Source organism: Blautia faecis (assembly GCF_020554845.1).
Taxonomy (GTDB): Bacteria; Bacillota; Clostridia; order Lachnospirales; family Lachnospiraceae; genus Blautia_A; species Blautia_A faecis.
Genome location: NZ_JAJCIA010000016.1, coordinates 52,404 through 65,581, shown reverse-complemented (window position 1 = coordinate 65,581; position 13,178 = coordinate 52,404). Strand labels below are relative to the sequence as shown.

Genomic DNA, 13,178 nt, shown 5'->3' with positions numbered 1-13,178 from the left:
ATGATATGAGTGTCAAAAGGTCTTTTGACACTCATTTGATACCCGGATTGCTACGCAGCTACGCTGCTCCCGCAATCCTCCAAATATTCGAAATCCGCTGATTTACTGCGTAAATCGCTACTTTCTCATATTTGGCGTGTCCCAAGCTCAAAAGCCTTATCGTGCAAGCACGAACAGCTTTTTTGACCTTTTGACACTGGTATCATTATATATATGCATTCAGAATTCCACTCTCATTTTGCCCACGCGAAATTGTTTGTGTGGGCATGACGCAGGCAGAGCCTGCATGTTAACTTTGTGGATAAAAAATGAGCACCCTGTATTTTGTACAGAATGCCCAATTTCATTGCTGCATAGCAATTATAGTTTATTCAATTATTAGAACTTACCAGCCTTAGCAGCTTCCTCTACAGAAACAGCTACAGCAACAGTAGCACCAACCATCGGGTTGTTACCCATTCCGATAAGACCCATCATCTCAACGTGAGCCGGTACGGAAGAGGATCCAGCGAACTGTGCATCAGAGTGCATACGTCCCATAGTATCTGTCATACCGTAGGAAGCAGGACCTGCTGCCATGTTGTCTGGGTGAAGAGTACGTCCTGTACCACCGCCGGAAGCAACGGAGAAGTATTTTTTACCCTGCTCGATACATTCTTTCTTGTATGTACCTGCAACCGGATGCTGGAAACGAGTCGGGTTAGTGGAGTTACCAGTGATGGAAACACCAACGTTCTCGTGATGCATGATAGCAACACCTTCCTGAACATCATCTGCACCGTAGCATTTTACAGTAGCACGAAGTCCGTTTGAATATGGCTTCTCATAGATTACGTTTAATTTAGCTTCTTTGTAATCGTATTTTGTCTCAACAAATGTGAATCCGTTGATACGGGAAATGATCTGGGCAGCATCTTTTCCAAGTCCGTTCAGGATAACACGTAATGGTTTCTGACGTACTTTGTTTGCTTTCTCAGCGATACCGATAGCACCCTCAGCAGCTGCGAAAGACTCATGTCCTGCTAAGAAGCAGAAGCACTCTGTCTCTTCCTCAAGGAGCATTTTACCAAGATTTCCATGTCCAAGACCTACTTTTCTGTGGTCAGCAACAGATCCAGGAATACAGAAAGCCTGAAGTCCTTCTCCGATAGCTGCAGCAGCGTCAGCAGCTCTCTTGCAGCCTTTCTTGATTGCGATTGCAGCACCTACTGTGTAAGCCCATGCAGCATTCTCAAAGCAGATCGGCTGAATTTTCTTAACCTGGTCATATACATCAAGACCAGCGTCTTTTGTGATTTTCTCAGCTTCTTCGATAGAGCTGATTCCATAGCTATTTAATACAGAATTGATCTGAGCAATTCTTCTCTCATATCCTTCAAATAATGCCATTTCTGTTCGTCTCCTTTCGCTTGTGGCTTACTCTTTTCTTGGGTCAATAATCTTAACAGCATCAGCTACACGGCCATACTGACCTTTTGCCTTCTCCCATGCAGTGTTAGGATCATCACCTTTTTTGATAAAGTCAGTCATTTTTCCAAGAGAAACGAACTGATATCCGATTACTTCGTTGTCTTCGTCAAGAGCAATACCTGTTACATAGCCCTCTGCCATTTCCAGGTAACGAACTCCTTTTTCCTTGGTAGCGTACATTGTACCAACCTGGGAACGAAGGCCTTTACCAAGGTCCTCAAGACCTGCACCAACAGCAAGACCGTCATCAGAGAAAGCACTCTGAGTACGTCCGTAAACGATCTGAAGGAACAGTTCTCTCATTGCTGTATTGATTGCATCACAGACAAGGTCTGTATTTAATGCTTCAAGAATTGTCTTACCCTGAAGAACCTCTGCTGCCATAGCTGCAGAATGTGTCATACCGGAGCATCCGATTGTCTCAATAAGGGCTTCCTCGATTACACCATTCTTAACATTTAAGGACAGTTTACAGGCACCCTGCTGAGGAGCACACCAGCCTACACCATGTGTAAAACCAGAGATATCTTCAATTTTCTTTGCATGGACCCACTGGCCTTCTTCCGGGATCGGAGCTGGCTCATGTTTTGCACCCTTAGCTACTGGGCACATGTTTTCAACTTCAGTAGTGTAAATCATTTTAAGACTCCTTTCAGTGTTGATTACTTAATCGTTGTTAAAGACCTAACAACCTAGTGTTATTTTCTCACAAAATCCTTCATTCGTCTAGTCATATTTTGCAAAATTTACGAAAAAATTGTCAGTACCATTTATTGGATTTGTCTTGTAGAAATTTTATTTTCATGATAAACTACATAAGAACATTCCGATCACAGCTGCCACCTGGAATTTTCATGGCAAAAAACATCCGGAAATACTTTATATTCAAAACAGGAGGACTTACATAGATATGTCATCGCAAACCTCAACTTCTTTTATGCCCGAAAAACTGAGAATCCTAAGCGGAAGTGCCCTGAAGATGCTGGCTATGGCGATTATGCTGATCGACCATACCGCTTCTTTCCTTCTGCGTCACTACCCGCCAGCCATTGCGCCCTGGTTTCAAATAGGCAGCACCACTTATTCCCTATACCGGGTAATGCGTGACGTGGGGCGTGCAGCTTTCCCTATTTTCTGTTTCCTGCTTGTGGAAGGATTTCTTCACACCCATAACCGCTTTAAATATGGAAGAAATCTTCTGATTTTCGCCTGTATTTCAGAAATTCCATGGAATTTTGCACAAAATGGCACTCTGCTGTATCCAGATAAGCAGAACGTTTTTTTCACCTTATTTCTGGGATATCTTGCATTCTGCCTGGTCGAACACTTTGAAAAAAATGCTTCCATGCAGCTTGTCTGCATGTTGTTGCTTCTTGCAGTCTCCTATTTTCTCAAAGCAGATTACGGATATAAAGGCTTTGTATTTCTCCTGATCATGTACTGGCTGCATCAGCACAAACCTGCACAGGCAGTTATTGGAAGCTGCTGGCTGATCTATGAATGGAAGGCTTGCTTTGCTTTTATTCCTTTGAATATGTACAATGAAAAACGGGGATTTATTCAGGGGAAATGGGTAAAATATCTCTTCTATGCTTTTTATCCGGTACATATTGCTATACTGACCGTAATCCGCAAGATGTGGTTTGGAATTTAGAACAGCTATGATATAAAAATTATTTATGGACATGTCCAGAAAAAACGGCTTGACAGAATTCATTTTCTGCCAAGCCATTTTATTATACTAGAGCCTGTTTGAAAAATCATTCCCGCAATCTGCACGCCCCACTTTGCGGGAGATTTCACCCGAATTCGGTTGCCGTAGCCCGCTACGGCGCCCTCATCCGGGCGAAATCTCCCACAAATTGTGACGCACATCTTGCAGAAAGCCTTTTTCAAACACGCTCTAGTTTAATTCTTTGTTACAATCTCGTCTTTATTCTTATAAATGCTGTTTGCCGGAACGCATCCACGTACTGGAGAAAGCGGATAAATGTTAGTGTTTCTTCCAATCACAGTTCCCGGATTCAGAACCGAACCACAGCCAACTTCTACATGATCTGCCAGCATGGCACCAAACTTCTTAAGTCCTGTCTCAATCTTCTCCTCGCCGTCTTTTACAACAACCAGTTTCTTGTCTGACTTTACATTGGAGCAGATGGAACCTGCACCCATATGGGATTTGTAACCCAGTACAGCGTCTCCTACATAATTGTAATGGGGAACCTGCACATTGTTAAAAAGGACTACATTCTTAAGCTCTGTGGAGTTTCCCACTACACAGCCCTCTCCTACAAGAGCTTTGCCGCGGATAAATGCACAGTGGCGCACTTCTGTATTCTTGCCGATGATGGCTGGTCCGTTAATGCAGGCGGTAGGTGCAACCTTGGCAGATTTCGCAATCCAGATATTCCCCTCCAGATAGTCATATTCATCTGGATCCAATGTTTTTCCCAATTTCACAATGAAATCACCAATCTCCGGAAGAACTTCCCACGGATAGGTTTTCCCCTGGAAAAGCTCTCCTGCGATGGTCTGGGTCATATCCAGCATGTTTGCGATGGTAAAATCTTTTAACATAATACATCCTCCTCATATAAATCTAATTTAATGAATGATTTCCTTTATTCCCAAATCTGTATCAGAGCGTGTTCTGCCTTTTTTTCATAGCAGTTTCCCGCTCCGGCTTCTTATAAAACTGCGCAGCTGCATCAAAAAACTGCCTCAGCGCATACTGAAAATGACTGTCCTCCACCTGTTTGGTACGAATCCTTACAAAGTGCTCCAGCTTATCCATATATTCCTGCTCTGTAATAGATCCCTCTGCTACATAGGTAAGTCCCTTCTCCCAGCTGGCAGTCAGTTCCGGGTTCAGAAGCTGACGGATAGAACAGTTTACCACATCATAAATCATTTCCCCCTGAAGGGTAGGTGTGATCACCTGGGTTTTCTTATTCAGAGACAGATATCTGATATTAAACAGCTTCTTCAAAATCTCTGCTCTGGTGGCGCTGGTACCAATTCCGCTTCCCTTGATCTGTGAACGAAGATCCTCATCCTCGATCAGCTGGCCTGCATTCTCCATTGCCAGGATCATAGAACCGGAATTGTATCGTTTCGGTGGAGATGTCTCTCCTTCCTTGATACCAAGACCATTTATGTTTAGTATATCACCCTTTTTCAGTTTCTGCAATGCAGCTAACAAAGCTTCGTCGCAGGAAACCTCACCTTCTCCTTCACTTTCGGGAGTTTTTCCGGAAACTTCTGCCATACTCTTTTTTGCAAAAGAATTTGCAGCAATCTTCAGATACCCTTCACTAAGCAAAACTTTAAAAGAAGAAAAGAAAGATTCATTCTCCATTTTCGTCACAAGGCTTACCTTCTGATAAACAGCCGGTGGATAAAAAATGCTTAAAAATCGTCTCACAATCGTCTCATACACCCGCTGTGCTGTCAGAGAAAGTCCCTTTAGTGCGCCAAGTCCCTGGCCAGTAGGAATAATAGCATAATGGTCTGTAATCTGTTTGTCATTGGTGTAACGTGTCTTCGCGATATTTTTGTATGCGCCAAGCTCTAACGCACCTTGCGCAGCTTCCCCGGCCTGAGGATAATTCCGAAGCCCGGAAATATTCTTATAAATCTCCTTTGCCACAGCTGTCGATAAAACTCTGGCATCTGTTCTGGGATATGTGACCAGTTTCTTTTCATAAAGATCCTGCACAATGGAAAGAGTCTCATCCGGACTGATCTTGAACAGTTTGGAACAGACATTCTGAAGCTCTGCCAGATTAAACAGAAGAGGCGGATTCTTATTTTCCTTCTTTCGCTCAATCTTCTCCACCGTACATATAAGAGGCTGCTGTGTACTTAATTCACAGATCAGCTTCTGGGCATCTTCTTTTTTCTTAAAACCATTTTCTTTATATAAAACAGGGGACTGGAAATAGCGGCTGCCTTCTACAGCTCTCCACTCTCCTTCAAAGCTTTCTCCTTCAAGAGCAATGCTGCTCACAACTCTGTAAAAAGGTGTTTTCACAAATGCGCGGATTTCCCGCTCGCGGCGAACTACCATCCCAAGGACACAGGTCATAACCCGTCCAACGGAAATTGCCTGGTATTTGCCTCCAAGATAATTGGTTACGCTGTTTCCATAACGCAAAGTCAGTACACGTGAGAAATTAATTCCCATCAGATAATCTTCTTTTGCCCGAAGATAGGCGGCTGCGGCAAGGTTATCATATTCTGAGATGTCCTTTGCCTCACGGATTCCCCGAAGAATCTCTTCTTCAGTCTGGGAGTCGATCCACACACGCTTCTGCGTCCTGTCCTTCACTCCCGCCATCTGTGCTACCAGGCGGTAAATATATTCACCTTCACGCCCAGAGTCGGTACACACATAAATGGTATCAATATCAGGTCTGTTTAAAAGCCCTTTCACGATCTGGAACTGTTTTTCCACGCCAGGTATCACTTCGTATTTAAAATCATGCGGCAAAAAAGGCAGGGTATCTAAACTCCACCTTTTGTATTTCATATCATATTTCTCAGGATAGCTCATGGTGACCAGATGTCCCACACACCAGGTCACCACGCAAGTATCAGACTCGATATAGCCATCCCGTCTTTGTCCGCCAGATTTTAAAGCTTTCGCAAATTCCTGAGCCACGCTGGGCTTCTCTGCTATGTATAAAGCTTTTGACATATTATTTATCTGCGCTCATCTTTCTTAATGGCCATGCCAGTAAAAGAGCACCTCCCACCATATTTCCAATGGTTACGATCAGCATACTCTTCAGCATGAGACCAACGGAAAGGCCATCTACCAGACCAAGGCTTACTACAAAAATTCCCATGTTTGCAATGCAGTGCTCAAATCCGCTGAAAACGAATGCAGAGATACACATTACGATCATAAGGAATTTACCGGTTTCACTTTTCAGCTTAATTCCGCAGAGTACACCAAGACATACGAAGAAGTTACACAAAATTGCACGCATGAACATCTGTCCCATAGGGATCGTCAGCTTGTTGTTAATAAAGCCTGCGAAATAATCTGCTGAGCCGGATGCACCTGCTCCTACAAAAAGAAGTGCCATAATTGCACATCCAACGAAATTGCCAAGGTAGCTTACCAGCCATACCTTGCCTGCATCCCCCCAGGATACACTCTTGTCGAAGGCGCCGAATGCCATTACCATGTTATTACCGGTAAACAGCTCGCCGCCAACCAGGCTGATCAGAAGAACAGCAATGGAGAACACTACAGCTCCAAGAAACTTGCCCCAGGCAGGATCTGATCCTGAAAATACACTTCCTATAACATTGCTGTAAATAACTGCCACATCAATAAAGAAACCAGCCATTACAGCCCGAAGAAAGTACTTCAGGAAATTGCCGTTCAGCAGCCCGATTTTGTTTTTGGCTGCGTTTGAAAGTTTTTGCACATCTTCATAGTTCATAAAAAACACCTCCGTATTGTTTTTTACAATTATAACACTTTGATGTATTTTTCACAATAGAAGTTGATAATTTTTTATCAATTAGGAACTATTTCACAAAAACAAGATGTTTCTTTTGTAAATTAATTACCCGTCCAATCACAGCACAGGGAAGCGACAGAGAAGACAGTCGACTAATTGCCTTGCCCGCATCCTGAGAATCTATACTCAGGAGAAGCCCTCCGGAAGTCTGCGGGTCAAATACTATATCCTCACGGGCAGCAAGCTCTGCTTCATTTATGATGGTTTCACTTCTGCCTGTTTCATTTTCCACAGCTTCACACCTGGTCTTTTCCAGCCAGAAATTCTCACTGCTTTCCCCACTGTGATTCTTCCATGAAAACTCGCACTCTCCCCCTGCAAATTCCCGATTGCGGTATGCACCTACAGGAATAAATCCCATAGAAGCATAGTCAAGTGCTCCTTTCATAATCGGCAGGGAACCAAGAGAAATACAAAGGGTCTTCCCACTTCCCTTCGCCATTTCCAGGGCATGTCCGGCAAGACCAAAACCTGTTACATCCGTGCAGGCATGAATCTGCAGATCTGCCACTTTATCTCTGGCATACCTGTTCAAAGTCGCCATCACAGAAGCTGCATAGGCAGTCTCTTCCTCAGATGCCATCTCTCCTTTCACTGCAGTAGAAAGAATTCCGGTTCCAAGAGGCTTGGTAAGGATCAGAACATCTCCGGTCTCTGCTCCAATATTTTTCCACATTGAGGCAGGATTTACAAATCCGGTAACGCACAAGCCATATTTCGGCTCATCGTCCTGAATCGTGTGTCCTCCCGCAAGAGAAGCACCAGCCTCCATTACCTTGTCTGCACCTCCCCGCAGAATCTCGCCCAGAATCTCCGGATCAAGACAATTAGGAAAGGCTGCAATATTCAATGCCAGCTTAGGCTCTCCACCCATAGCATACACATCACTTAACGCATTTGCCGCTGCGATCTGTCCGAAAGTATAAGGATCGTCCACGATCGGTGTAAAAAAATCCACGGTCTGGATCATGGCCAGATCATCAGATATACGATATACAGCAGCATCGTCGGAAGATTCCGTTCCGACCAGTAAATTCGAATCATAAAACTTCGGCAGCTTACCCAGAACCTGGGCAAGGGTCCCCGGACCTACTTTCGCCGCTCAGCCAGATGTATGAGAATACTGGGTAAGGCGGATTCGCTCTCTGTCGCTCATGGACTCACCTCCTGTCAGTTCTAGAGCGTGTTTGAAAAAGGCTTTCTGCAAGATGTGCGTCACAATTTGTGGGAAATTTTGCCCGGATGAGGGCGCCGTAGCGGGCTACGGCAATCGAATTCGGGTGAAATCTCCCGCAAAGTGGGGCGTGCATATTGCGGGAATGATTTTTCAAACAGGCTCTAACGTGCTATCTATTTTAACATGAATCTCCCCTATCGTAAACGGTCAGTTTTTTATTTTAGTTGTTTATCTGCTACTATTCTTGAAAAAGGTGCAAGATGTACGTCACAATTTGCGGTAGATTTCACTCGAATTCGTCTGCCGTAACGGGCTACGGCAGACGAATTCGAGTGAAATCTACCACAAAGTGGGGCGTGCTGATTGCCGGCAATCCCAAAAAGGGAGAATGCCACCACATCCGGCAGCATTCTCCCTGCATTTATTCACTCTTCAATTTATTTCGCCTGGATATATCCCTGCGCCTTCAATGTCTCTGCGCAAAGAACAGCACCACCTGCAGCACCTCTTACAGTGTTGTGGGAAAGTCCAATGAACTTCCAATCGTAAACAGTATCCTCGCGAAGTCTTCCGATTGATACGCCCATTCCGTTCTCGAAGTTCACATCCTCTGTAACCTGTGGACGATTATCCTCCTCAAGATACTGAATGAACTGCTTCGGTGCGCTTGGAAGATTCAGTTCCTGAGGAACTCCCTTGAACTCTACAAGTGCTTTTACAAGCTGCTCTTTCGTAGGTTTCTTTCTGAATTTTACAAATGCAGCTGCAGTGTGTCCATTCAGGATCGGCACACGAACGCACTGACATGTGATAACAGGCTCTTTCGCCGGAACAATCACGCCGTCCTCAACTTTACCCCAGATACGAAGTGGCTCTTTCTCGCTCTTTTCTTCCTCGCCACCAATATATGGAATGATGTTATGCTCCATTTCCGGCCAGTCCTTAAATGTTTTTCCAGCTCCGGAAATTGCCTGATATGTAGTAGCAACTACTTCATATGGCTCAAATTCTTTCCATGCAGTAAGTGCAGGTGCATAGCTCTGAATAGAACAGTTTGGCTTAACAGCGATGAAACCTCTCTTTGTTCCCAGACGCTCTTTCTGATGTTTGATAACTTCGAAATGCTCTGGATTGATTTCCGGAATTACCATCGGCACATCAGGTGTCCATCTATGGGCACTGTTGTTGGAAACAACTGGTGTCTCAGTCTTGGCATATGCTTCCTCGATGGCTTTAATCTCGTCCTTGGACATATCTACAGCAGAGAATACAAAGTCGACAGTTGACGCAACTTTCTCTACCTCATTTACATTCATAACAACAAGCTTTTTCACTGTTTCCGGCATTGGAGTATCCATTTTCCATCTGCCTCCTACAGCGTCCTCGTAAGTCTTTCCAGCACTTCTCGGACTTGCTGCAACAGTTACAACTTCAAACCATGGATGATTCTCTAACAGGGAAATAAATCTCTGACCCACCATTCCGGTAGCACCTAAAATACCAACTCTAAGCTTTTCACTCATAATATTCTCTCCTCATTCTTTCCTCTGCGTACATGTGTATTTCTATGACATACTATACCATGTTCTGAGAAAATGCAAGTACTTTCTTAAATTTTATCATATTAAAGCAATAAATTTATCTGATTTACCAAAAAAATCCTATAAAACAAGATTCTTTCGTTACTTTCCACCGAACTGCCCAGAGCATATTTGAAAAAGGCTTTCTGCAAGATGTGTCCTCTTTTCAGTTCGCTTCCAGATACTTTTTATTTCCGGCAATTACCTGCTCCATCACATCCGGACCGGGAGCTCCAAGAGTCATACGTTTCTCCACACAGGTCTTCATGCTGATAGCCTCATAAATATCCTGCTCAAACACAGGACTGATTTCTTTATACTCTTCAAGGGACAGTTCATCCAGGGAAATTCCCTTTTCAATACATTTCAGGACCAGCTGCCCAACGATTCCATGTGCATCACGGAAAGGCACGCCATGATTTACCAGGTAATCTGCCGCATCAGTAGCATTGGTAAAGCCATTCTTTGCGCTTGCTTCCATGTTCGCCTTGTTAAACTGCATGGTGGATACCATGCCGGTAAAAAGAGCAAGACAACCTTTCACAGTATCAATAGCATCAAACGTAAGTTCCTTATCCTCCTGCATATCCTTATTGTATGCCAGCGGAATTCCCTTCATGGTAGTAAGAATTGATGTTAGTGCTCCATAAACACGTCCTGTTTTTCCTCTTACCAGCTCAGCAATATCCGGGTTCTTCTTCTGAGGCATAATACTGCTTCCGGTACTGTATGCATCATCGATTTCCACAAAACGGTACTCATTGGAATTCCAGAGAATAATCTCCTCGGAAAAACGGCTGAGATGCATCATAACCGTAGAAAGTGCGGACAACAGTTCAATCACATAATCTCTGTCAGATACAGAGTCCATACTGTTTCTGGTTGGCTCATCAAAGTCCAGAAGCTGTGCAGTGTATTCTCTGTCCAGCGGATAGGTAGTTCCTGCAAGAGCTCCCGCGCCAAGAGGACAGGTGTTCATTCTCTTGCGGATATCAAACAGACGGCCTCTGTCACGGCGGAACATTTCAAAATATGCTCCCACATGATGCGCCAGCGTAACTGGCTGGGCTTTCTGGAGATGGGTAAAGCCAGGCATATAAGTATGCACATTCTCTTCCATGATCTTCTGAAGAGCCTCAAGCAGTGATTTTATTTCCTGGTCAATCTCATCGATTTCATCACGCACATAAAGCTTCATGTCCAGTGCAACCTGGTCATTACGGCTTCTTCCCGTGTGAAGCTTCTTACCCGGATCACCAATACGGTCGATCAGGTTTGCCTCTACAAAGCTGTGGATATCCTCATATTCTGATGTGATTGCAAGTCTGCCTGCTTTCACATCTGCCAGGATTCCCTCCAGTCCTTCTAATATCTGATCTCTCTCTTTCTCTGTCAGAATCCCCTGTTTTGCAAGCATCTTTACATGTGCCTTGCTGCCACGGATATCCTGTTCATAAAATTTCTGGTCAAATGAAATGGATGCATTAAAATTATAAACCAGTTTATCGGTTTCCTTAGTGAAGCGTCCGCCCCAAAGCTGTGCCATATATTTCTCCTCATTTCCTGCAAAGTTCCACGAATTTTTCAATATTTTTATTCCAAAAGCAAGATGCTTAAGAATTTTACAGAAATACACTTTGAAGTATCATAGGAACCTTACAAATTCTTTCTAACTTTACTACAATCAAGTGCTAGTTTATCACACTTTCTGCTAATTGCAAAGAGTCTTTCATTATGATTTTCGCTATACATTACTGCATCAAACCGTTTTGCAATGCACAAAATTCATGCAAGTGCATGACTCTGCACTATTGTTTGCAAAATATCAGATGGTTTCACTGACAGTCCATGCAGCTCTGTTGTTTCTGCTTTTCCCGCTCCATGCTCTCCCGCTTAGAAAACACACACCCGCAATAATTCTGCCGATACAGCCCATATTCATGGGAAAGTTCTATAGACCGCTTATATCCGTTCTTTTTCTTGAAATCAGACGGAAGATGCTCCACTTTATAGATTTGTGCAAGTTCCTGGCCTATCTCATTGATCTTTCCCGCATTTTTTAAAGGACTGATGGAAAGTGTGGTGGTAAAATAATCATATCCGCCCTCCTGAGCCAGCTTTGCTGCTGCCTCCATTCGAAGCCGATAACATTTGAAACATCGTTCTCCTCCCTCCGGTACATCCTCCATTCCTTTTGCCATGACATAAAAATCCTCTGGTCTATACTCTCCTTCCACCAGAGCGACTGGATGAAGAAACTTCATCTCGCTGATCAGCCTGCGGATTTCTGCCACCCGCTTCTCATATTCCTCCTTGGGAGAAATATTGGGGTTATAAAAAAATACTGTAACAGAAAAAAACCTGGAAAGATATTCCAGGACATAACTGCTGCATGGCGCACAGCATGCATGAAGAAAAAGTCTGGGAACCTTTCCTTCTTTCTCATGCTGTTTGATTAATTTTTCAAGCTCTTTTTGGTAATTTACATTTGCCAATTCTCTCACCCATTCTTACAATCGTTTCGTATCCATTTTCAGAATTCTCTATCAAATCAGAATCCAGCCTTACCTTTCCATGCTGAAGAAGCAGGACAATAGTAGAACCTCCGAATTCAAAATAGCCCTTCTCCTCACCCTTTTTCACTTCACAGGGGCCAGGTTTCAGATTGGTAATTTTCCCCACCATCATAGCTCCGACTTCCATCATAGCAATGGTTCCAAACTGCTCTGTTTTTAACAGGCAATACTCTCTGGTATTCTCATGATAAATCTGGCATACGTCATTAGCAGCAGGATTTACCGTATGAAAAACACCGGGGATCTTTACATCCGGAGATTTCTCTCCGTCTGCCACATAGCAGTAATGGTGATAATCATCGACTGTCAGCCTGAGGATCACTGCATAACCGCCAAGATACCGCTCTGCCAGCTTTTTATTCTTCAGCAGACGTTCCAGGGTATACAGAGTATCTTTTATATAAAATCTGGAATCACTTCCAATACGGCTCACGGTAACCTTTCCGTCACAAGGGCTGACCAGTACGCTGTCATCCTCCGCCACAGGTCGCTGCCCCTCTTTAAGCCTGCGGGTAAAAAAGTCGTTATAGGAAGCAAACTCCTGTCTGGTGCAGCTGGAAAGATCAATGTGATTGCGCTCCACAAATCCAGAAATCATCCTCGCAGAAAGCCTGGTGTTTAAAAACCAGCCGCCCAGTCTGGTAACAAAAGGCTGTATTATGATCTTCAGGCAAAGGCGTCCGCCCCAGTCATTATACAGATGGCGCAAAAATTTGTCCTGTCCGTTCTCCTCTATTGTGATGTTGCCTTTTCTGTCTATATATTTCATAATACCTCCCCTGCATTTGCTATAAAAGTTCCCGATGGCATCTACAAATGAGCCATGCTTGCATGAGCG

Annotated in this window: 14 protein-coding genes and 1 pseudogene; 3 read left to right on the top strand and 12 right to left on the bottom strand. The window is 43.9% G+C overall.

Going from position 1 to position 13,178, the window contains the following annotated elements:
• Window positions 1-378: 378 nt before the first annotated feature.
• Window positions 379-1,389: a GGGtGRT protein gene (locus LIZ66_RS09715; RefSeq protein ID WP_118581437.1), complete on the bottom strand. Its 1,011-nt coding sequence runs from the start codon at window positions 1,387-1,389 to the stop codon at window positions 379-381.
• Window positions 1,390-1,416: 27 nt separating this feature from the next.
• A complete protein-coding gene (locus LIZ66_RS09710) occupies window positions 1,417-2,109 on the bottom strand; it encodes an iron-sulfur cluster assembly scaffold protein (protein ID WP_118581434.1) in 693 nt (230 codons plus the stop codon).
• 271 nt (window positions 2,110-2,380) lie between these two features.
• Here LIZ66_RS09710 and LIZ66_RS09705 point away from each other — a divergent pair, with 271 nt between their 5' ends.
• The gene (locus LIZ66_RS09705) at window positions 2,381-3,124 is read left to right on the top strand and encodes a TraX family protein (protein WP_195409006.1); all 744 of its coding nucleotides are present in this window, start codon (window positions 2,381-2,383) and stop codon (window positions 3,122-3,124) included.
• Between the two features lie 59 nt (window positions 3,125-3,183).
• On the opposite strand, the gene LIZ66_RS19335 is transcribed toward LIZ66_RS09705, so the two are convergent.
• Window positions 3,184-3,345, bottom strand: a complete 162-nt coding sequence (locus LIZ66_RS19335; protein WP_306797080.1) for a DUF6783 domain-containing protein — start codon at window positions 3,343-3,345, stop codon at window positions 3,184-3,186.
• On the opposite strand from LIZ66_RS19335, the pseudogene LIZ66_RS19330 reads away from it, so the two are divergent.
• Window positions 3,283-3,609: pseudogene (locus LIZ66_RS19330) on the top strand (DUF6783 domain-containing protein); the annotation flags it as partial. The gene LIZ66_RS19335 and the pseudogene LIZ66_RS19330 sit on opposite strands and share 63 nt — an antisense overlap.
• Before the next feature lie 499 nt (window positions 3,610-4,108).
• On the opposite strand, the gene LIZ66_RS09695 reads toward LIZ66_RS19330, so the two are convergent.
• From LIZ66_RS09695 to LIZ66_RS19325, 4 genes are all read right to left on the bottom strand, one after another.
• Entirely contained in the window at window positions 4,109-6,169 is a 2,061-nt protein-coding gene (locus LIZ66_RS09695) for a DNA topoisomerase (protein ID WP_173771052.1), read from the bottom strand.
• Between the two features lies 1 nt (window position 6,170).
• Window positions 6,171-6,926 carry a formate/nitrite transporter family protein gene (locus LIZ66_RS09690; protein ID WP_118581426.1) on the bottom strand — a complete coding sequence of 252 codons (756 nt, stop codon included), beginning with the start codon at window positions 6,924-6,926 and terminating at the stop codon, window positions 6,171-6,173.
• Window positions 6,927-7,014: 88 nt separating this feature from the next.
• The gene (gene selD / locus LIZ66_RS09685; RefSeq protein WP_226837910.1) at window positions 7,015-8,163 is read right to left on the bottom strand and encodes a selenide, water dikinase SelD; all 1,149 of its coding nucleotides are present in this window, start codon (window positions 8,161-8,163) and stop codon (window positions 7,015-7,017) included.
• 4 nt (window positions 8,164-8,167) lie between these two features.
• Window positions 8,168-8,278: a DUF6783 domain-containing protein gene (locus tag LIZ66_RS19325; protein WP_308768407.1), complete on the bottom strand. Its 111-nt coding sequence runs from the start codon at window positions 8,276-8,278 to the stop codon at window positions 8,168-8,170.
• Here LIZ66_RS19325 and LIZ66_RS19320 point away from each other — a divergent pair.
• Window positions 8,228-8,371 carry a DUF6783 domain-containing protein gene (locus LIZ66_RS19320; RefSeq protein ID WP_308768408.1) on the top strand — a complete coding sequence of 48 codons (144 nt, stop codon included), beginning with the start codon at window positions 8,228-8,230 and terminating at the stop codon, window positions 8,369-8,371. The genes LIZ66_RS19325 and LIZ66_RS19320 overlap by 51 nt on opposite strands.
• 28 nt (window positions 8,372-8,399) lie before the next feature.
• On the opposite strand, the gene LIZ66_RS19975 is transcribed toward LIZ66_RS19320, so the two are convergent.
• From LIZ66_RS19975 to LIZ66_RS09665, 5 genes are all read right to left on the bottom strand, one after another.
• Window positions 8,400-8,594, bottom strand: a complete 195-nt coding sequence (locus LIZ66_RS19975; RefSeq protein WP_368072622.1) for a DUF6783 domain-containing protein — start codon at window positions 8,592-8,594, stop codon at window positions 8,400-8,402.
• Between the two features lie 27 nt (window positions 8,595-8,621).
• Window positions 8,622-9,707 carry an aspartate-semialdehyde dehydrogenase gene (gene asd / locus LIZ66_RS09680; RefSeq protein WP_148462244.1) on the bottom strand — a complete coding sequence of 362 codons (1,086 nt, stop codon included), beginning with the start codon at window positions 9,705-9,707 and terminating at the stop codon, window positions 8,622-8,624.
• 223 nt (window positions 9,708-9,930) lie between these two features.
• A complete protein-coding gene (gene argH / locus LIZ66_RS09675; RefSeq protein WP_226837909.1) occupies window positions 9,931-11,310 on the bottom strand; it encodes an argininosuccinate lyase in 1,380 nt (459 codons plus the stop codon).
• A 289-nt stretch (window positions 11,311-11,599) separates the two neighbouring features.
• Complete coding sequence (locus LIZ66_RS09670) at window positions 11,600-12,259, bottom strand: epoxyqueuosine reductase QueH (protein ID WP_226837908.1); 660 nt, start codon at window positions 12,257-12,259, stop codon at window positions 11,600-11,602.
• The gene (locus tag LIZ66_RS09665) at window positions 12,228-13,109 is read right to left on the bottom strand and encodes a phosphatidylserine decarboxylase (protein WP_177969025.1); all 882 of its coding nucleotides are present in this window, start codon (window positions 13,107-13,109) and stop codon (window positions 12,228-12,230) included. Before LIZ66_RS09665 ends, LIZ66_RS09670 begins: the two co-directional genes overlap by 32 nt.
• Between the last annotated feature and the right edge of the window lie 69 nt (window positions 13,110-13,178).

Bases quoted from the DNA above. Each gene is read 5' to 3' on its own strand.
- LIZ66_RS09715 (WP_118581437.1), bottom strand. From the start codon at position 1,389: ATGGCATTATTTGAAGGATATGAGAGAAGAATTGCTCAGATCAATTCT.
- LIZ66_RS09710 (WP_118581434.1), bottom strand. From the start codon at position 2,109: ATGATTTACACTACTGAAGTTGAAAACATGTGCCCAGTAGCTAAGGGT.
- LIZ66_RS09705 (WP_195409006.1), top strand. From the start codon at position 2,381: ATGTCATCGCAAACCTCAACTTCTTTTATGCCCGAAAAACTGAGAATC.
- LIZ66_RS19335 (WP_306797080.1), bottom strand. From the start codon at position 3,345: ATGTGCGTCACAATTTGTGGGAGATTTCGCCCGGATGAGGGCGCCGTA.
- LIZ66_RS09695 (WP_173771052.1), bottom strand. From the start codon at position 6,169: ATGTCAAAAGCTTTATACATAGCAGAGAAGCCCAGCGTGGCTCAGGAA.
- LIZ66_RS09690 (WP_118581426.1), bottom strand. From the start codon at position 6,926: ATGAACTATGAAGATGTGCAAAAACTTTCAAACGCAGCCAAAAACAAA.
- LIZ66_RS19975 (WP_368072622.1), bottom strand. From the start codon at position 8,594: ATGCTGCCGGATGTGGTGGCATTCTCCCTTTTTGGGATTGCCGGCAAT.
- asd (WP_148462244.1), bottom strand. From the start codon at position 9,707: ATGAGTGAAAAGCTTAGAGTTGGTATTTTAGGTGCTACCGGAATGGTG.
- argH (WP_226837909.1), bottom strand. From the start codon at position 11,310: ATGGCACAGCTTTGGGGCGGACGCTTCACTAAGGAAACCGATAAACTG.
- LIZ66_RS09665 (WP_177969025.1), bottom strand. From the start codon at position 13,109: ATGAAATATATAGACAGAAAAGGCAACATCACAATAGAGGAGAACGGA.